This window comes from Pseudomonas sp. C32 (assembly GCF_030417915.1).
Lineage (GTDB): Bacteria > Pseudomonadota > Gammaproteobacteria > Pseudomonadales > Pseudomonadaceae > Aquipseudomonas.
Window position 1 is genome coordinate 236,987 of record NZ_JAUHUK010000001.1, and the last position, 17,943, is coordinate 254,929.

Genomic DNA, 17,943 nt, shown 5'->3' on the forward strand with positions numbered 1-17,943 from the left:
GTCATCACCGCGTCGGTTTTCAATTTGCAAGTCGGGGGCATTATGAATACGACTTCATGCGTAGTGGTGGTGGGGTACAACGGCAGTCGGGTCCACGATATCCAGAAGCTGCGCGATCTCTGCAAATCGATGTACGACGCGAGGCTGATCCTGCTGGTCGAGCACATTCAACCTCATGATGATCAAGTGGCCGATCATGTCTGCAGCACATCGCTGGCGGAGAGCGACGTGGCGGCGTCCCTTGAATGGGTGGTCGGTTGCCTGAATGCCGACCGCTGGAAATTGATCGGCGTGTTGCCGTTCTCGGATCGCGGCGTGTTGCTGGGGGCGGCTCTGGCCAGTCATTTCGGCTTGCCTGGTATCACCCCGGCCGAGGCGCGGGCAGGTTTGGATAAACAGATCTTCCGCAGGCTCGAAGCCGCGGCCACTACCTCGCCCGAGGACTACCGCCCGGTGTTGTCCATTCGGGTCGAGAGCCTTGCCGAGCTGCGCCAACGCGTCGTCGAACTGGGCGGCAAGGCGTTCATCAAGCCTGCCTGCGAAGGTGCCAGCCGCGGCTGCCGCGTCATCCGTCACCCGTCCGAATGCGACGACGCCTGGCAAGCGCTCAAGCCCTATCGCGAGGGCGGAATCGTGCTCGAAGAGCTGATCCAGAACGCTCGCGAATACAGCTGGGACTTTGTCGCCGGAAGCACCTGGATCACCGAAAAAACCACCACCGAAGGGGCCTACCGCGCCGAGATTCAGCAAGTGGTCCCCGCGCCGTTGACGCCCGATGTGCAGATTCGTCTGATGGCCGCCGGCCGCCACATGGCCGGGTTGGTTTCGCAGGACAACGGTGCCTGGCACAACGAAATTTTCCACAGGGCCAACCATCGCACCTCGGCGGTGGAAACCAACATGCGCCCCGGTGGCATGCACATCTGGGACCTGGCCAAGCGCGCATTCGCCGATTTCGACCCATGGCAGCGCTGGGTTCGCTGGGCCGTGGAAGGTCAGGTCGTCAGCCATGATCCGGCGCCTCGCGGCTACTGCGGCATTCGCCTGCTCCGGGCGACGGCCGTCGGGCTTTTGCGCGATGTACCGGATGTCCAGTCGCTGGCCCGGTCGATGAACATCGATCTGGTGGAGGCGGTGCTGAGCAAGCAAATCGGTGATTCGGTCACCGCCGAGGTGAAAGACAACTTCTCGTTCATCGGCCACATCGTGTTGTTCAACGAACACTACGAACAGCTCAGCGACGACCTGTTGCGCCTGGCCGAGGCGATCGAATCAAGGGTGGGTATCACCAGCCTGGCATCGCCGGCCAGGGCTGTGAGTTGAGTCGTCAGGATTGATATTTTTTTTGCAGTACTGAAAAGAGGGTTGGGTAAATGATTGAACACATGACCTGTGATGAACGCTTCATCGCGCTGGCAAAGGAATTCGGCTATGACATTTACGGTGAGAACACCGCCGGTGGGCATTACGCGCCGCTGATTCGCCACCACGATGAACTGTATATCAGCGGTCTGGTGCCGCGCATGAACGGCAAAATCCACTATCCGGGCCGGGTGGGACGAGACCTCACCATGGCGGATGCGCAAGCGGCCGCCAGCATCAGCGCGATGCGAGGGTTGGCGCTGATCGTCGATGCCATTGGTTCGCTGGACAAGATCAAGTCGCTGATTCGGGTCACGGTGTATGTGCGCTCCACGGAAGACTTTGTCGACCTCAGTGAAGTCGCCAACGGTGCGTCGGATGTTTTCAGTCACGTATTGGGCGACGCCGGGAAACATACACGGACCACGGTGGGCGTTTATCAGCTGCCAAAAAATGCAGCGATTGAAGTTGATATGATCGTGGCGTTGCGGCCGTCGGTGTTATGAGTGTTAGTTGCTCGCTTTACAGTGCTGAAGGGTTCGCCTAAGGTCAAGAGACTCATTAGCGCAGACGATGTTGGAAACGGAAATGAATAACGTTAAAGGTGCGTTTTTTTCATATAAGGACTTTCGTCAAAGTTTAGAACAACAGCCGATCAAACCCCGTGTGTGGACTGGAGCGGAACTGGCCGATATGCGCGCAACTCTCGAAGGCAGCGACGTTGATATTGTTGCCCTGGCCCACGAGAAAAGCCTCGAAGGTTGCCAGTTGACCCCCGGAATGGCGGTGTCCATGCAATGGCTGATACCCGGTTCAACGCTCGATGGGCATGCGCATGCCTGGTGGCACCTGTTCATCATTCAGTCCGGCAGCGGCGCGTTGACCTTGGGCGATGCCGATGCCATGAGCATCAGCCCTGGCGACGTGTTACTGGTGCCGGCCTGGACCCGGCACGGCTTCGCCAATACCAGCGCCACCGAGCCGCTGGCCATGCTTAACATCAGCAACATGCCGCAGATGGCACTGCTTTCCAATCATGCCGACAATGTGGGTTTGATCCCCCGCCAGCTGTAATTTCCCCTCTGCTGCACACCAGGGAGTCCGCGTTCGCTGACTCCCTTTTTCGTTTCTGTCGCGTTCACAAAAAGCCGTCTGGCGATTGACGCTTTTCAGTGTCTGTATCGATAGAAACAGACATTTTCTGTATCTGTTCAGCGCCTGATCGACTTACTACGATCGCTTCACATGCAACGGATTAATGTGGTTAGTGCAAGGGAGGCTTAAATGGAAAGTGCAAAGTTTAAACTGTATCTCGGTGCGGATTATGTCAGCGCTTTTGCAATGTCAGCGTTTGTGGCGCTCAAGGAGAAACAACGTTTATTTGAACTTGTAACGCTTGACTTGAAGGCGCGTGAAAATTATCAAGCGAATTACCGTGATCTTTCGTTGACCTGCAAAATTCCGACGTTAGTTCATGAGGCGTTCGCACTGTCAGAATCCTCGGCCATTGCCGAATACCTGGACGAACTCTCCCCAGGCCCCCAAAAACTCTACCCGCAAGACCCCCGACAGCGCGCTCGCGCCCGCCAGCTTCAGGCGTGGCTACGCAGTGATTTGCTGGTCGTTCGCAAAGAGCGGCCGTTTGACCTGGTGTACTTCGGCAAAAAAGACACGCCGCTGTCTGACGACGCCCGGGCCGCTGTCGAGCGCTTGTTCTTCGTCGCCGACCGTTTGCTGGGGGAGGGTGCCGAGCACTTGTTCGGTGACTGGAGCATCGCCGACACCGACCTGGCAATCATGCTCAACCGGCTGGTCGCCAATGGCGATCAAGTGCCCTCGCGACTCGCGGCGTATGTGCATCGCCAGTGGGATCGCGACAGCGTTCGGGCATGGATGGACATAGCGCGCAAAGCGCCGGCCATCGCGTAAAACGATCATCAGGAGCGCTGTCATGCAAGGACTGTCAGAGCACGAACGCTACAAGCCCTACAACGCACGCACCATTCGCGACACGCCGTATTGGCACCGACTGACGCCGGCCTTGCAGGAAGCCATGACCGTCGTGGCCCGCGTCATGCCGTTTCGCACCAACGAATACGTTTTGGGCACGCTGATCGACTGGAACAACATCCCGGACGATCCGATTTTTCGCATGACCTTTCCCCACAAGGACATGTTGCTGCCGGACGAATACGCATCGCTCAAACACTTGATCGAGCAGGATGACAGCACCGCGATCAAGCGTCGGATCGAGGCGATCTGGCTGCGCATGAATCCGCATCCGGCGGGGCAGTTGACCCACAACAGCGTCGTGCTCGACGGAAAAGCCCTACCGGGCATCCAGCACAAATACCGCGAGACCGTGCTGTTTTTCCCCGGTGCCGGCCAGACCTGTCACGCGTACTGCACGTTCTGTTTCCGCTGGGCGCAGTTCATTGGCGAGGAAGAACTGAAGTTCAACGCCCGTGAATCCCTGGAGCTGGTGAGCTACCTGCGGGTACACCCCGAAGTCACGGACGTGCTGATCACCGGCGGCGATCCGATGATCATGAACACCCGTTCGCTGGCCGGGTACATCGAGCCGCTGCTGGCATTGCCACACCTCAAGAGCATCCGTATCGGCACCAAATCCGTGGCGTACTGGCCGCAGCGGTTTGTCAGCGACAAGGACGCACCGGAGTTGCTGGCACTGTTTCGGCGGATTATCGCGGCGGGGAAAAACCTGTCGATCATGGGCCACTACAACCACCCGGTGGAGATCCGCCAAGACATCGCCCGGCAAGCTATCGAGTGCATTCGCGCCACGGGCGCGACCGTGCGCATGCAGGCGCCGGTGATCCGCCACATCAACGAAAACCCGGCCGATTGGGCGGCGCTGTGGACCGAAGGCGTGCGGCTCGGCGCGGTGCCTTATTACATGTTTGTCGAGCGGGACACCGGCCCCAGCCACTACTTCGCGATGCCGCTGGCCCGGGCGTTCGAGATCTTTCAGGCGGCCTATCGCACGGTGTCCGGGCTGGCGCGCACGGTGCGCGGGCCGTCCATGAGCACCTTCTACGGCAAGGTGTTGATCAACGGCATCGAGACCGTTGCCGGGGAAAAAGTCTTCGTCTTGCAGTTCTTGCAGGCACGCAATCCGCACTGGGTGTTGCGCACGTTCTATGCGCGTTTCGATCCGCACGTCACCTGGTTCGATGACTTGCGACCGGCGTTTGGCGAGCGCTCGTTTTTCTTTCAGAACGAGTTCGCAACGGCGCCCGAATTGATACCGGTCCTGCTGCAAACGGCGTAGGACGATTCAGAGGAATAAGGATATGAGCGGCATTCCGTTTGATCAGCGCGAAGGCGTGATCTGGCTCGACGGCGAGTTCGTCGAATGGTCACGGGCGCAGTTGCATGTGCTGAGCCATGGCCTGCATTACGCGAGCACGGTGTACGAAGGTGAGCGCGTGTACAACGGCAGGATTTTCAAGTTGCGCGAGCACACCGGACGGCTATATCGCTCGGCGCAGCTGATGGACTTTACGATCCCGTTTGAACCCGCCGAGCTCGAAGCGGCCAGTCGCCAATTGCTGCATCGCAACAACGTCGTCGACGGTTATCTGAGGCCGGTGGCCTGGCGCGGCAGTGAGATGATTTCCACCTCGGCGCGTTTCAATCGCGTGCATGTGGCGATCGCCTGCTGGCAATGGCCGAGCTATTTCGCCCCGGCGGCACGCATGGCCGGCATTCGCTTGAAAACCGCGACGTGGCGCCGTCCGCCACCGAGCAGCAGCCCCTTCGAAGCCAAGGCATCCGGGCATTATCAGATTGCCACGCTGAGCAAGCACGATGCCGAGAACAACGGCTACCACGACGCCTTGATGCTCGACTGGCGTGGCCATGTCGCCGAAGCCACCAGCGCCAATGTGTTCTTCGTCAAAGGCCGGACGTTGCACACGCCAGTGCCGGACTGTTTTCTCAACGGCATCACCCGCCAGACCGTGATCGAACTCGCCAGGACGCTGGACTATCAAGTGATTGAACGCACGATGTTGCCTACTGAACTGGGCGACTTCGACGAGTGTTTTCTCACCGGTACCGCCGCCGAAATCACCCCGGTGCAGAGCATCGACCAGCAGCACTATCGACCGGGCAATGCCTGCCGCGACCTCATTGCCGCTTACACCTCAACCGTCAACGCCGAATAACCTGTCAGGAACCTCGCCATGTCAGATCAAGGGATTGTTGCGTCTCAACCTTACGTTTCGCTCGGCCATCGTCATGAAGAATTATCGACCCAAGGCTGGACGGTGCTGACCCCGGACGAATTTGCCGATGATGTCGTAGGAACCTTGCACGAGTTTGGTCCGATCATTCCGCAGTTCAACGGTCAGACGGCGTTCGCCATCACCCGCAAAGCGGGCTACGAAGATCTGCCGTATTCGCAGAGCATGAACGGCATCGGTCCGCATACCGAGGCGCCGGTGTATGGACCGCCGCCGCGTTATCTGGCACTGCATTGTCATCAGCAGGCGACCTGCGGGGGCGGGCATACGGGGTTGGTCGACGGTTACGCGTTCTTGAAGTCGCTTGAGCGATACGAACCGGAACTGCGTGAATGGCTCGACGACACGCCTGTGGAATTCGTCGCAACCGCCAAACCGGGCGAACCGGCGCAAACCCGGGTCAAGGCATACATCCTGACGCCGACCGAAGACGGGGACATTTTCCGCTTCAGCTACAACCAGTTTCACTACGGCGATGTGAATCCTTCGAAAGAGGCGTTGCAGCAATCGCAGGTCGCCCACAACCTTTCTCCACTGGCCAGATTTGCGCTGCTCGGCGAAGCGTACTTCGTCGAGCACAACGTTCCGGTGCTGATTCCAGACGGTTGCCTGCTGATTTGGGACAACTGGCGAATGATTCATGCCCGCAGTCGTTACACTGACCCGGCGCGCAACCTGACCCGCTACTGGCTGGCCTGATTTTTCCGTCGCCCATTATTCTTTTGGCGTCCCCCTTGGCGGGTACGCGTCCTACAGGTATCGCGTCATGCAGACAGCAATCGAGATCGCCCAGGTCGATCATCAACTGATCGTGCGGCTCAATCAGGCCTGGACCAAGCGTGCCACGGTGTGTTCGCCGGACAGGGCCCTGGTCGACGAAGTATTCGACCCGGCGCGCCCGGATTACCCGGAGTGCATGGTGCCGTTTTTCCATCACCCCAAATTCCAGGCCTTGGACGACGAACTCAAGAGCCGCGTGGTGACCTGGGGCTGGATCGGCTACAACCTGCGCACCGTCACCGCCGAAGAACTCGTGGTGAACCCGGCGCTGAGCGTCATTGCCAATCAATACCTGGGCAAGGACGACTGGCATTTTCGCGAGGCGATGCAGCAAACCTTGATCGATGAGCACTACCACACGCTCATGCATTTGCGTGCCATCGAGCGAACCAGACTGGATCGCGCACTTGATCAGGATCTGGACCTGCCGCCCTCCGTCACGTACCTGCGCTTGAAGGCCCAGCGCGAAACACTGCCCGAGCCATGGCAGCGGGATCTGGCGGCGATCACCTTCGCGGTGGTGGCCGAGATCAGCGTTAACGCTTATCTGGATTTGCTGGCCGACGACCAGACGATCCAGCCGCAAAACCGCCGCGTCGCCGAACTGCACAACCGCGACGAATACGCCCACAGCAAGGTGCTGGCGGAAGTGGCCAAGGTCATGTACGCCAACATGCAGCCCGAGCAGCGGGCATTTTTCGCACGCAACCTGTCGGTGGCGCTGAGTGCTTTTATCGCCCAGGACTACTCGATGTGGGAGGCGATCCTGACGCAGCTTGGGGTCGAGGACGCGGCGCTGATCATTGCCGATACTCGCGAGAGCAACAAAAACGCGACGATCATGCGCGACTACAGTGGCCTGCATAAATTGGCGCAGGACCTGGGCATCAGCGACCAGATCGACTTCGACTTCCGTCCGACCCTCAAAGCCACGGCTGCGGCCTGATCCCCGGAGGTGTTCATGTCCGTTCCTGTGTACGAAGTGTTCGCCATCCGTGTGGGCGCCAATGCCCAGCGCACCGCCAAGGAGAACTTTCTCTACGACGCCTGTTGTGGCGATCCAAATGCGCCGATGCCGCTGGACTATTACTTCTGGGTCATCCGCAACGAGGAGCAGGTGATCGTGGTCGACACCTGTTTTCAACCGGCCACGGCGGACCGGCGCAATCGTCAGCTGTACCGCCTGCCGGAAGATTCCCTACGGCAACTGGACATCGATCCGACGCGGGTCGAGCACCTTGTCCTCACGCATTTGCATTGGGACCATGCCGGCAATCTCGGGTTGTTTCCCAAGGCGACGGTGCATTTGCAGGAAGCGGAACTGCGCTTCTGCACCGGTCCGAAAATGGCTCATCGCACGGTGAATAAAACCTACGAAGTCGAGGATGTGATGTCGGCGCTGCCACCGTTGTTCGAGGGGCGGATGCGCTTGCACAACGGCATGGTTGAAGTACTGCCCGGCGTGACGTTGCACCCGGTGGGCGGTCATACACCGGGCAGTCAGGTGGTGCGGGTGAACACGGCGCGTGGCTGGATTGTGCTGGCGTCGGATGCCGCGCATTTGTGGGTCAACATTCGTGAACGCAGCCCGTTTCCGATCCTCGATGACCTGGCGCAAACCCTTGAAGCGTTCAGCGAGATCGACCGTCTGGCCGATGGCGAAGACCACGTCATTCCCGGTCATGATCCGCTGATCGCCGAGCGTTTTGCGCATTGGAATGATGACCCGCATATCATCTGCCTGCACCAGCCCCCAGTCCGAGTCACATTCAAAACCTGTAGGAGCCGGCTTGCTGGCGAAGGCGGCGGCCCATTCAGCATTGATGTGACTGACACGTCGCTTTCGCGAGCAGGGTTTGGGTCAACCTTGATGTTTGAGGATTTTGCCCAACGTCTCCAGCGCCTCATCGATCCGCGGCGAGTACGGTGCCCCGCAACCCATTCGCACGAAGTGATCAAAGTGCCGGGTATTGGAAAAGATATCCCCAGGTGAAATCTGGATGCCGACCTTCAGCGCTTCATGAAAAAACGCCATGGATGAATGCCGACGGGGCAGTTCCACCCACAACAACGTGCCACCTTGTGGGTTGGTCACGCGGGTGCCGAGCGGGAAATATCGGGTAATCGACTCGCTCATCTGCCGACGTTGCAGTGTCAGGGTTTTCCTCAAACGGCGCAGGTAACGTTCGTAGGACGGCGTCTTCATGAAGGCTCCGACCGCTAGTTGCGACAAGGTTTCGCAGCCTCGGGACTGGGCGTGTTTAAGCATCTCCACGCGGTCATGCCATTTTCCGGCGCTGATCCAGCCCAGTCGTATGCCCGGGGCCAGGGTTTTGTTCAGCGAGGCGCAATAGATCACGTTGTCGGTCTGGTCCCAGTGTTTGAGCGTGGACAACGGTTGCTCGGTGTCCACCAGGTCGCCGTAGGTGTCGTCCTCGATCAGCACCGTGTCGTGCTCGGCGCACAGCATCACCAGCCGTGCCTTGTTGGCGTCGGGCATGATGCTGCCCAACGGATTGTGCAGATTGGGAATGACGATCAACGCCTTGATCCGCTCGGGGCCTTGCAGCAAAAGTTGCAGGGCCGCCAGGTTGATTCCCGTGTGGGCCGAGGCTGGGACTTCCATCACCCGCAGGTTCAGGCTTTCGAGAATTTGCAGCAGGCCGTAGAAGGTCGGCGACTCCACCGCGACGGTATCGCCGGGCTGCGTGACGGCGCGCAAGGCGAGGTTGATCGCTTCGGTCGCGCCGTGGGTGATCACGATTCGCTCGGCGACCAGATGAGTCTTGGTGGTCAGCGCACGCCTCGCCAGGACGTTGCGCAACGCGCTATTGCCGCACGTCGAACCCGTCGCGCCGAGCAGGTGCGAGTCGTAGCGCAGCGACTTGATCAGGTTGTCCTGAAGTGTCTTCAGCGGATAGAGCTCAGCTGCGCAGTAGGCGCTGGCGAAGTTGACCTTGATCGTTGCCCGCTGACTAGCCTTGAGCACCGAGGACACCTGTTCATGAATGCCGATGTAAGCCCCGGAATCCATCGTTGGCGGGAGGGGTATCGAGGTGGGTTTGGGCAAGGTGTCGGGTTGGCGGATGTAGTTGCCCGAGCGGGGCCGCGCCTCCAGCACGCCACAATCCTCAAGTTCCCGGCACACCTGCACGGCGGTCGACAGGCTGACCGCGTGTTTTTCCATCATCAGGCGGATCGAGGGCAAGCGTTCGCCAGTTTTCAGCGTGCCGCTGCGGATGGCGTCCAGGTAATGGTTGGCCAACTGACGGTACAAGGGCGTCGTGTTCATGATGACCTCAGCAGGTTGCACCACTGAGGTCTTGGCTGGAAAGTGAGTTGACGCTCCCCGCAGGCGGACCCGTGATGCAGAGGGGTGAAGGGAAGTGTTGTCCTGCTGTGGATACTGGAAGACTAATCGCGGTTTTGCCCGAAACCCGGGCAATAAAAAGCCCCGTTTGGATGGCGGGGCTCTTGCGTCAGTCGCTAAGGAATGTGTGGCGAGGGAGCTTGCTCCCGCTTGAGTGCGGAGCACTCACAAAAATCGGCATGTACTTTGAGAATTTTGGGGCCGCTACGCTGCCCAGCGCGAGCAAGCTCGCTCGCCACAAGTGTGAGAGGTCGGGTTACTGCGCGGCGATGCTATAGCCGTCGAACGCGGTCTGCTGTTGCAGGGCGGTGATGATGTTCTTGCGGTTGACCGCTTGCTCGGCGCCACTGTTGTCCAGGAACGTCTCGCTTTCCAGCTCCGCTTCGTCGCCTTCGCCCACGAAAGTGAACCCGAGGAACTCCAGCGCTTCGCGGTCAACGCTCAAACGCGAACGCGGGGTGCGCAACGGCAAGGTCACGCTGATGTCGTCCTTGCTGATGGTGAACACTTCGAGCTCTTTCTTGGCCTTGGCGGCTTTGCTCTTGCTGCTGCTCGGGTTGCTGATGGCTTGATGCGTCTGGTTCAGCACCTTCAGCGCCAGGCCGTAGACGATTTCCTGAAACGCCGGGTCGTCCTTGAAGCTGGACAGGATGCGGCTGATCGGGAATTTGCTGCTCAGGTCTTCCAGTGCCGCAATGTCTGCAGCTTCGGCGTCCTTGAGCTGTTTGAGTTCGCCCATCAGTTCGTAGGCTTTGTCATCGTCGAAGCTGTCGTGGGCCTGGCGGATCGCGGCGCGCAGCTCGCGGATCTGGTCGCTTTCGCGGGTGGACTGGAAAGCGTCCAGCACCATCTCGCTGATGGTCTTGGCCTGGGGCACGTGTTGTGAAAGATTGATGGAGTTTTCGTATTCCGCTTTGGACGACAGGTTGGCTACGGTTTCGGCGGTGTTGGAATCGGACATTGAAATTTCACTACTTCTATAACTTGAATAGGGGCGAAAAAGCCCGGGGGCTTTTTCAGGTCGCCTAATCTATTGGACCGGGGCGGCGTTGTCACGGATGAACAGGCGGCTGGTCATCTTTTTGCTTTTCTGTGGGAGCCTGCTCGCGATGGTCGCGCCACGGTGTGTCAGGCCTGGCGCGGTGTATTGAGGTTCATCGAGCGCACCGCCAACGCTGTCGCCGTTTCCTCATCGATCGGCAACGAGAATCGAAAGGTCGCCCCGCGCCCCGGCACGTCGATCAACTGAATCTCGCACCCATGCAATTGCAGGATGCGATGCACGATCCGCAACCCCAACCCGCCATCGCGCCGGGCGCCGCCAATGTTGAACGGCCGCAGGAACAATCCTTCACGCAGTTCCGCAGCAATCCCCGGTCCGGTATCGCTGACCGTCACTTCGATGAACGCCCTTTGCACACGCAAGCCCAGTTCGATTTCGCCCCCTGGCGGTGTATGGCGCAGGGCGTTGTCGAACAGATTGGTAAGCACCCGCTCGATCAACCCCAGGTCGGCGCAGGCTGCCGAAACGTTGGGGGCGAACGTGGCCTTCAATTCGACCTGACGCGCCTCGGCGGTCAGTTCGAATTTCTGGAAAATGTCCTGGGTCAGATCGGTCAGGGAAAAGCGCTCCAGCACCGGTTGCACGAAACCGTGTTCCAGGCGCACCAGCTCCAGCAGCGATTGCGCCAACCCGCCGACCTTGCGACTTTGATCCAGTGCGATGCCCAGGTAGCGGCGACGATCGTCGGGGGACAGGGTCGCGTCTTTGAGTGACAGGGTTTCCAGATAGCCGTGCAATGACGCCAGTGGTGTGCGCAGGTCGTGTGAGATGTTCGCCACCAGTTCGCGGCGCTCCTGATCCTGGCGGGTCAGGGAGCGCCATTGCTCGCCGAGGCGTGCCTGCATCTGGCGGAACGTGGCGTCGAGAATGGCGATTTCATCGTGGCTGGCGGTTTTATCCACAGCGACGGGCAGGGCCGGGATGACCGGGACGCCATCGATGTCGAACTGGCTGACGGTCTCGGTCAAACGGCGCAAGGGCCGGGTGATCAACCTGAACGCCGTGAGACCGGCAATCAGGCACAGCAACGCGACCAGACCGATGGACAGCAGGGCGGTATTGAGTGCCGCGCTGGTCGCACCCCGCGCAGCCAAACGGTCGTGGTCTTCGCCGAGCAATACCACGTAGAGATAACCGGCCGGTTTGCCGTCGACCTTCAACGGCGCGGCGCTGAACACCTTGCGCGCATCGACGCTGCGCGGGTCGTCGCCGAGGATCGGCAAGGCATCGCCCCGCAGCAGGCGCTGGATCGGCGCGAGGTCGAGCCGTTCCCGGCGTATCCGGCCTTCGGGCGCGGCGCTACCGACAATCTTGCCCTCGGTATCGAGCAAGTACACCTCGACACTCGGGTTGACCTGCATCAGCTTGCTGAACAGATCACGCACGGCGTCAGGCATCAGGCCTTTGTTGTCCATCAGCACGGTATCGCTGGCGATGTGCTGGGCCAGGTCCCGGGACAAGCCTTGCACCACCTCCTGTTCATGCAGCTGGTTGGAGCGCACCTGCAACCACGCCGAGGTGCCGCAGCACACCAGCAACAGCACGGCGAACACCAGGGACAGGCGTTGCGTCAGGGTCAGCCTCATGGTTGCGCTTGCTCCCCGGTGGCGAACTTGTAGCCGCGGCCCCACACCGTGAGGATGCGCACCGGTTGCGCCGGATCGGTCTCGATCTTGGCGCGCAAGCGGTTGATGTGCGTGTTGACCGTGTGCTCGTAACCTTCGTGGCTGTAGCCCCATACGGCGTTGAGCAAGTCCATACGCGAAAACACTTTGCCGGGCTGGCGCGCGAAGAAGTACAACAAGTCGAACTCCCGGGGCGTGAGGTCCAGGCGACGGCCGTCGAGGGACACTTCGCGGGTGATCGGATCGATGGCCAAACCGTCCACAAGCAAACTGCCGGCGTCCATCTTCAGGTTGCGCGCCATGGCTTCGACCCGGCGCAACAGCGCTTTGACCCGGGCCACCAGTTCGAGCATGGAAAACGGCTTGGCCAGGTAATCGTCGGCCCCCAGTTCGAGGCCGAGAATCCGGTGCACTTCGCTGGAACGTGCGCTGGTGATGATGATCGGCGTGTAGCGCGCCATGGCCCGGGCGCGGCGGCAGATTTCCAGGCCATCGACGCCGGGCAGCATCAGGTCGAGGATCAACGCATCCCAGTTGCCTTGCTGCAACAGGCGCATGCCTTCGGTGCCGTCGGCGCTGTGCACGACCTCGAACTGCTCATCACGCAGATGCAGGCAGATCAGGTCGGCGATATGCAGGTCATCCTCGACCACGAGGACGCGTTTGGTCTGTTCCATCCAGCTCATCCTTTGGCGAGGTTTGTGCGTAATGGCGCTAACGAAAACCTTGTAGGAGCTGGCTTGCCAGCGAAGACGGCGGCACGTCCACAGTTGATGTGACTGATACATCGCCTTCGCCGGCAAGCCGGCTCCTACAAGGACAGCAATCGCAAGGTTCAAAATTGCATGACGCATTGTGCGGGTTTTTCGGAGCCCGAGTTATCACGAATTGTTTAACTTCCCGTGAGGATTTGGCGACCCCCTCAAGCCTAGGCTGTGTTCCATCAAAGGCCCCTGGAATTTTTGGAGACGGTCATGTTTTCACGACGGCAATTTTTGGCAGTCAGCGGTGGAGTGGGGGTGGCAGCCTTGGCGATCGGCCTGCTGCCAAAGTTTTCCACAGGCGCTGCGCTGATCAGTGAAGCCCGCGCAGAGGAGGCATTCGAAGTGACCCACAGCGACAGTGAATGGCACGCGATTCTGAGTGACGAGCAATACGAAATCCTCCGCGAAGAGGGCACCGAACGCGCCTTCAGCAGCCCGCTGAACAACGAGCACCGCGACGGCACGTTTGCCTGCGCCGGTTGCGAGCTGCCGCTGTTTTCTTCGGCGACCAAGTTCGACAGCCGTACCGGCTGGCCGAGTTTCTGGGCGCCATTGGACAAGGCCGTGGCGACCCGCCAGGACCGCTCCTATGGCGTGTTGCGTGAAGAGGTTCACTGCCGGCGTTGCGGCGGGCATTTGGGGCATGTCTTCGATGACGGCCCGAAACCGACCGGGCTGCGTTACTGCATGAATGGTCTGGCGCTGAAGTTCGAACCCACGACTCAGGAGTCCGCTTCATGAAAACTCTGTTCACGTGGCGTCGCACACTGTTGGCAATGGTTGCTGCCGGCGTTATCGGGCAATGCTCGGCGCTTTCTTTCGGCGCGGCAGAGGCTGTCCTGCTGCCGCCCCCGACGCTCGACGAAAGCACCCAGGCGCGCAGCGAAACCGCAGTTTTTGCAGGCGGTTGTTTCTGGGGTGTCCAAGGGGTGTTCCAGCATGTCAAAGGCGTTAAAAACGCGGTCTCCGGGTATGCCGGTGGTGCGGCCAATACCGCGCAGTACGAGCGGGTCAGCGATGGCAATACCGGGCACGCGGAATCGGTCGAGGTGACCTTCGATCCGAGCCAGGTCAGCTACGGCACCCTGCTGCAAATCTACTTCTCGGTGGCCCATAACCCGACCGAACTCAACCGTCAGGGCCCCGACACCGGGACCCAATACCGTTCGGCCCTTTTCCCCCAAAACGCCGAGCAGCAAAAAGTCGCGCAGGCCTACATCGCCCAACTCGACGCGGCCAAGTCGTTCAGTAAACCCATCGTGACCAAACTGGAAACTTTCAACGGCTTCTACCCGGCAGAGGAGGAGCATCAGGACTTTCTCACCGAGCATCCGACCTATCCGTATATCGTGATCAACGATTTGCCGAAAGTGGCGCAGCTCAAACAGCTGTACCCCGAGCGTTATCAGGACAAACCGGTGTTGGTGAAGGCGGGGAGGTAGGCGTTATCCGGAGATCACATTCTTGCCGGCGATTTTCGACCGATACAGCGCCTGGTCGGCCCGGGCCATCAGGCCGGTTTGCTGTTCATCGTCGAAGCGCTGGACCACGCCGAAGCTCATGGTCACGTTGAAATCGCCGACTGGCAGCAAATCCACAAGGCCGTGGCGGATTTTCTCGGCCAGGGTTCTGGCTTCGGCCAGCGACGTGTTGGGTAGCGTCATGATGAATTCGTCGCCACCCCATCGCGCCAGCAAGTCGCCTGCGCGCACGAAGCGCTTCACGTTGTCGACCACATGCACCAGGGCAGCGTCACCCAAGGCATGACCGTAGTGATCGTTGATGATTTTGAAGTCGTCGATGTCCATGGCAATCAACGACAGTGGCTCGCGAAAGCGCTGGGCGCGCTCGCAGGCCTGGGGCAGCACCTGTTCCAGGCGATAGCGATTGGCGATGCACGTCAGGGTGTCGGTTTGCGCCAGCTTGCGGTTTTCATCGAGTTGCAGCTGTAGCTGCAGATTGACCCGCGACAATTCGCGGGTGCGCTCTTCAATCAGTGCTTCGAGGGAGTGATTGCGCCGTTCGAGTGCTTCGAACAGGCGTCGCTTGTCTTCGATGCTGCGGTGGGCGCCGATCATCCGCGCCACCGAGCCGTCGGCATTGCGCGCCAGGATGTGGCCGCGGTCTTCGATCCAGAGGTATTGGCCGTCCTGCATGCGGCAGCGATACTCGGCTTGATAACCCGGCGCCCGCTCGCTCAGGTAGTCGTCAAACACGGCCATGACCCGCGGGTAATCCTCGGGGTGGATGAGGTTCTCCCAGGTCAAGACGTTGTTGTCCAGGGAGTGAGGCGTATAGCCGAGCATCTCGTACCACCGCGCTGTGCGGTAGACGAAACCGGTGTTGGCGTTCCAGTCCCAGATCCCGTCGCTGACCAGCTCCAGGATGGTGTGCAACATGTCGTCGTTCATGTCCGACACGTTGAATTTAAACGGCTCGATACTCGATGCCTCACCCATCTCGCTCTCCCTGCGTCCTGATGTCTGGCTGATAAGCGGCAGATTAGTGCATGAGTATTGTGGCGGCTAGTGTTTGCCCCACATCTGCAGGGCGAAATCGACGAAACGGCGCAATTTTGGCAAGCGGTAACGATCCTGTGCGTACATCAGGTTCATCGGACGGCTCGGTGGACAGTAATCCGGCATCAGGGCCAGCAATTTTCCGTCCTTGATATCTTGTTCGACCAGGGCGTCAGGCAGCATCACGATGCCCATGCCGGTGCGCGCAGCCTGATGCAGCCCGGCCGAACTGTTGATCAGCATCGGGCCGCTGACCGCCACCAGAACGTCGCCGTCCGGTCCGGCCAGGCGCCATTCCTTTTCCACCGAATGCCAGTCATCACCGGCCGGATAGGCGAACGACAGACAGTCGTGGTGTTGCAGGTCTTCAGGTATTTGCGGGGTGCCCCGGCGTGCCAGGTACGCCGGTGATGCACACATGGTCAGCGTGTAGTCGATCAGCGGGCGGGCGATCAGGTTGGAGGCTTCGAGCTCGCCGAGGCGGAAAGCCACGTCGAGTCCGTTTTCGAGCAGGTCCGGGCGTCGATTGGTCAGCGTGACGTCCAGTTTCACCCGCGGGTTGTGCAGGCTGAACTCGCTCAGGGCCGGGGCCAGGCGTTCAGTGCCGAAGGTCAGCGGCGCGGTGATGCGCAGTGTGCCGCTTGGTTCGTCGAGGGCCTGTTCGGCCAACCGCTCGGAATCGGCCACCAAGCCCAGCACTTCCAGGCAGCGCTGGTAGTACGCCGCGCCGAACTCGGTGAGCCGCTGGCGTCGCGTTGTCCGGTTGAGCAGACGCACACCCAGGCGTTGCTCCAGCGCCTTGAGGTGATTACCGACCATGGTCGTGGACATTTCGCACTGCAAGGCAGCGGCCGTCATGCTGCCGGCTTCCACCACTTTCACGTAAACGGTCATTGCCTGGAACAGGTCCATTATCAATCCATGGTTGAAGATGATTGAAGTTTTATCGCGTTTATCCAGCTCGGGTGGCTAACCATACTGCAAAAACACCGACCCTTGCTGGAGCTTGATGTCATGACCGCCGCCTGCCTGATGAGCACTTACCAACCGCTTGCCCTGAGCTTCAACAAGGGCCTGGGCACACGCCTGTGGGATCAGGCCGGGCGTGAATACCTGGACGCGGTTGCAGGCGTGGCGGTAACCAACGTCGGCCATTCCCATCCGAAAATCGTCGCCGCCATCACGGAGCAGGCCGGGTTGCTGTTGCACACCTCCAACCTCTACAGCATCGACTGGCAACAGCGGCTGGCGCAGAAATTGACGGCGTTGTCGGGCATGGACCGGGCGTTCTTCAACAACTCCGGTGCCGAGGCCAACGAAACAGCACTGAAGATTGCGCGCTTGCATGGCTGGCACAAAGGCATCGAGCAACCGCTGGTGGTGGTCATGGAGAATGCGTTTCATGGGCGCACCCTCGGCACGTTATCCGCCAGTGACGGCCCGGCCGTGCGCCTGGGCTTCAACAAATTGCCGGGGGATTTCATCAAGGTGCCGTTCGGCGACCTGAAGGCGTTGGATCGCGTGCAGCAGGCGCATGGCTCGCGCATCGTGGCGATCCTGATGGAACCGATTCAGGGCGAGAGCGGCGTGCAACTGGCGCCGCCCGGTTACCTGAAAGCCGTGCGCGAACTGTGCAACCGGCGCTCGTGGCTGCTGATGCTCGACGAAATCCAGACCGGCATCGGCCGCACCGGCCAGTGGTTCGCGTTTCAGCACGAAGGTATCGTCCCGGACGTCATGACCTTGGCCAAGGGCCTGGGCAACGGCGTGCCGATTGGTGCCTGCCTGGCCCGTGGCAAAGCCGCCGACCTGTTCACGCCCGGCAGCCACGGCAGCACCTTCGGTGGCAATCCGCTGGCCTGTCGGGTCGGTTGCACCGTGCTGGATATCATCGAAGAACAAGGCCTGCTGGAAAACGCCCGGCTTCAGGGCGAACATTTGCTGAGCAGATTGCGCATGGAATTGGCGGACCACCCGAACGTCTCGGTGATCCGTGGGCAGGGCCTGATGATCGGCATCGAACTCAAGCAACCGATCCGCGACCTGAGCCTGATCGCCGCGCGGGATCATGCCTTGCTGATCAACGTGACGCGTGGGCAAACCATTCGGCTGCTGCCGCCGTTGACCCTTGATGAGCGGGAGGTGGAGATGATTGTCAGAGGGGTGAGTCGTATTGTGAAAGCGGCGTGAGG

17 protein-coding genes and 1 pseudogene are annotated in these 17,943 nt (G+C 60.2%); 12 read left to right on the plus strand and 6 right to left on the minus strand.

Annotation, left to right across the window (positions count from 1 at the left end; all coding sequences use genetic code 11):
• Nucleotides 1–42 precede the first annotated feature (42 nt).
• From QYH43_RS01100 to QYH43_RS01140, 9 genes and pseudogenes are all read left to right on the plus strand, one after another.
• Nucleotides 43–1,323: an acetyl-CoA carboxylase biotin carboxylase subunit family protein gene (locus QYH43_RS01100; RefSeq protein WP_301155925.1), complete on the plus strand. Its 1,281-nt coding sequence runs from the start codon at nt 43–45 to the stop codon at nt 1,321–1,323.
• A 50-nt stretch (nt 1,324–1,373) separates the two neighbouring features.
• On the plus strand, nt 1,374–1,868 hold the full coding sequence (locus QYH43_RS01105) for a RidA family protein (protein WP_095059813.1): 495 nt from the start codon (nt 1,374–1,376) through the stop codon (nt 1,866–1,868).
• 82 nt (nt 1,869–1,950) lie between these two features.
• Nucleotides 1,951–2,436 carry a cupin domain-containing protein gene (locus QYH43_RS01110; RefSeq protein WP_301156127.1) on the plus strand — a complete coding sequence of 162 codons (486 nt, stop codon included), beginning with the start codon at nt 1,951–1,953 and terminating at the stop codon, nt 2,434–2,436.
• Between the two features lie 210 nt (nt 2,437–2,646).
• Nucleotides 2,647–3,291: a glutathione transferase gene (gene yfcF, locus QYH43_RS01115; RefSeq protein WP_301155927.1), complete on the plus strand. Its 645-nt coding sequence runs from the start codon at nt 2,647–2,649 to the stop codon at nt 3,289–3,291.
• A 22-nt stretch (nt 3,292–3,313) separates the two neighbouring features.
• On the plus strand, nt 3,314–4,654 hold the full coding sequence (locus QYH43_RS01120; protein WP_301155929.1) for a KamA family radical SAM protein: 1,341 nt from the start codon (nt 3,314–3,316) through the stop codon (nt 4,652–4,654).
• A gap of 22 nt (nt 4,655–4,676) precedes the next feature.
• On the plus strand, nt 4,677–5,552 hold the full coding sequence (locus QYH43_RS01125) for a branched-chain amino acid aminotransferase (protein WP_301155931.1): 876 nt from the start codon (nt 4,677–4,679) through the stop codon (nt 5,550–5,552).
• A gap of 18 nt (nt 5,553–5,570) precedes the next feature.
• Complete coding sequence (locus QYH43_RS01130; protein WP_301155933.1) at nt 5,571–6,329, plus strand: TauD/TfdA family dioxygenase; 759 nt, start codon at nt 5,571–5,573, stop codon at nt 6,327–6,329.
• A gap of 67 nt (nt 6,330–6,396) precedes the next feature.
• On the plus strand, nt 6,397–7,356 hold the full coding sequence (locus tag QYH43_RS01135; protein ID WP_301155936.1) for a diiron oxygenase: 960 nt from the start codon (nt 6,397–6,399) through the stop codon (nt 7,354–7,356).
• 15 nt (nt 7,357–7,371) lie between these two features.
• Nucleotides 7,372–8,169 (plus strand): annotated as a pseudogene (locus QYH43_RS01140) (N-acyl homoserine lactonase family protein); the annotation flags it as partial.
• A 102-nt stretch (nt 8,170–8,271) separates the two neighbouring features.
• On the opposite strand, the gene QYH43_RS01145 reads toward QYH43_RS01140, so the two are convergent.
• The 4 genes from QYH43_RS01145 to QYH43_RS01160 all read right to left on the minus strand — a co-directional run bounded on the left by QYH43_RS01145 (nt 8,272) and on the right by QYH43_RS01160 (nt 13,145).
• Nucleotides 8,272–9,702 (minus strand): PLP-dependent aminotransferase family protein, encoded by a 1,431-nt coding sequence (locus tag QYH43_RS01145; protein WP_301155939.1) that lies wholly within the window; start codon nt 9,700–9,702, stop codon nt 8,272–8,274.
• A 334-nt stretch (nt 9,703–10,036) separates the two neighbouring features.
• Nucleotides 10,037–10,741 (minus strand): hypothetical protein, encoded by a 705-nt coding sequence (locus QYH43_RS01150; protein ID WP_095152100.1) that lies wholly within the window; start codon nt 10,739–10,741, stop codon nt 10,037–10,039.
• A 167-nt stretch (nt 10,742–10,908) separates the two neighbouring features.
• A complete protein-coding gene (locus QYH43_RS01155; protein WP_301155940.1) occupies nt 10,909–12,429 on the minus strand; it encodes an ATP-binding protein in 1,521 nt (506 codons plus the stop codon).
• On the minus strand, nt 12,426–13,145 hold the full coding sequence (locus QYH43_RS01160) for a response regulator transcription factor (protein ID WP_095059803.1): 720 nt from the start codon (nt 13,143–13,145) through the stop codon (nt 12,426–12,428). Before QYH43_RS01160 ends, QYH43_RS01155 begins: the two co-directional genes overlap by 4 nt.
• Before the next feature lie 297 nt (nt 13,146–13,442).
• On the opposite strand from QYH43_RS01160, the gene msrB reads away from it, so the two are divergent.
• Both msrB and msrA read left to right on the plus strand, forming a co-directional pair.
• The gene (gene msrB, locus QYH43_RS01165; protein WP_095059802.1) at nt 13,443–13,973 is read left to right on the plus strand and encodes a peptide-methionine (R)-S-oxide reductase MsrB; all 531 of its coding nucleotides are present in this window, start codon (nt 13,443–13,445) and stop codon (nt 13,971–13,973) included.
• A complete protein-coding gene (gene msrA / locus QYH43_RS01170; RefSeq protein ID WP_301155943.1) occupies nt 13,970–14,674 on the plus strand; it encodes a peptide-methionine (S)-S-oxide reductase MsrA in 705 nt (234 codons plus the stop codon). Before msrB ends, msrA begins: the two co-directional genes overlap by 4 nt.
• A 3-nt stretch (nt 14,675–14,677) precedes the next feature.
• On the opposite strand, the gene QYH43_RS01175 is transcribed toward msrA, so the two are convergent.
• Entirely contained in the window at nt 14,678–15,691 is a 1,014-nt protein-coding gene (locus QYH43_RS01175; RefSeq protein ID WP_301155945.1) for a sensor domain-containing diguanylate cyclase, read from the minus strand.
• Between the two features lie 66 nt (nt 15,692–15,757).
• Nucleotides 15,758–16,663 (minus strand): LysR family transcriptional regulator, encoded by a 906-nt coding sequence (locus QYH43_RS01180; RefSeq protein ID WP_301155946.1) that lies wholly within the window; start codon nt 16,661–16,663, stop codon nt 15,758–15,760.
• A gap of 102 nt (nt 16,664–16,765) precedes the next feature.
• On the opposite strand from QYH43_RS01180, the gene QYH43_RS01185 reads away from it, so the two are divergent.
• Nucleotides 16,766–17,941 (plus strand): aspartate aminotransferase family protein, encoded by a 1,176-nt coding sequence (locus tag QYH43_RS01185; RefSeq protein WP_301155948.1) that lies wholly within the window; start codon nt 16,766–16,768, stop codon nt 17,939–17,941.
• The last annotated feature ends 2 nt before the right edge of the window (nt 17,942–17,943 follow it).

Coding starts and splice junctions, on each gene's coding strand:
- QYH43_RS01100 (WP_301155925.1), top strand. CDS start 43: ATGAATACGACTTCATGCGTAGTGGTGGTGGGGTACAACGGCAGTCGG.
- QYH43_RS01105 (WP_095059813.1), top strand. CDS start 1,374: ATGATTGAACACATGACCTGTGATGAACGCTTCATCGCGCTGGCAAAG.
- QYH43_RS01110 (WP_301156127.1), top strand. CDS start 1,951: ATGAATAACGTTAAAGGTGCGTTTTTTTCATATAAGGACTTTCGTCAA.
- yfcF (WP_301155927.1), top strand. CDS start 2,647: ATGGAAAGTGCAAAGTTTAAACTGTATCTCGGTGCGGATTATGTCAGC.
- QYH43_RS01120 (WP_301155929.1), top strand. CDS start 3,314: ATGCAAGGACTGTCAGAGCACGAACGCTACAAGCCCTACAACGCACGC.
- QYH43_RS01125 (WP_301155931.1), top strand. CDS start 4,677: ATGAGCGGCATTCCGTTTGATCAGCGCGAAGGCGTGATCTGGCTCGAC.
- QYH43_RS01130 (WP_301155933.1), top strand. CDS start 5,571: ATGTCAGATCAAGGGATTGTTGCGTCTCAACCTTACGTTTCGCTCGGC.
- QYH43_RS01135 (WP_301155936.1), top strand. CDS start 6,397: ATGCAGACAGCAATCGAGATCGCCCAGGTCGATCATCAACTGATCGTG.
- QYH43_RS01145 (WP_301155939.1), bottom strand. CDS start 9,702: ATGAACACGACGCCCTTGTACCGTCAGTTGGCCAACCATTACCTGGAC.
- QYH43_RS01150 (WP_095152100.1), bottom strand. CDS start 10,741: ATGTCCGATTCCAACACCGCCGAAACCGTAGCCAACCTGTCGTCCAAA.
- QYH43_RS01155 (WP_301155940.1), bottom strand. CDS start 12,429: ATGAGGCTGACCCTGACGCAACGCCTGTCCCTGGTGTTCGCCGTGCTG.
- QYH43_RS01160 (WP_095059803.1), bottom strand. CDS start 13,145: ATGGAACAGACCAAACGCGTCCTCGTGGTCGAGGATGACCTGCATATC.
- msrB (WP_095059802.1), top strand. CDS start 13,443: ATGTTTTCACGACGGCAATTTTTGGCAGTCAGCGGTGGAGTGGGGGTG.
- msrA (WP_301155943.1), top strand. CDS start 13,970: ATGAAAACTCTGTTCACGTGGCGTCGCACACTGTTGGCAATGGTTGCT.
- QYH43_RS01175 (WP_301155945.1), bottom strand. CDS start 15,691: ATGGGTGAGGCATCGAGTATCGAGCCGTTTAAATTCAACGTGTCGGAC.
- QYH43_RS01180 (WP_301155946.1), bottom strand. CDS start 16,663: ATGGACCTGTTCCAGGCAATGACCGTTTACGTGAAAGTGGTGGAAGCC.
- QYH43_RS01185 (WP_301155948.1), top strand. CDS start 16,766: ATGACCGCCGCCTGCCTGATGAGCACTTACCAACCGCTTGCCCTGAGC.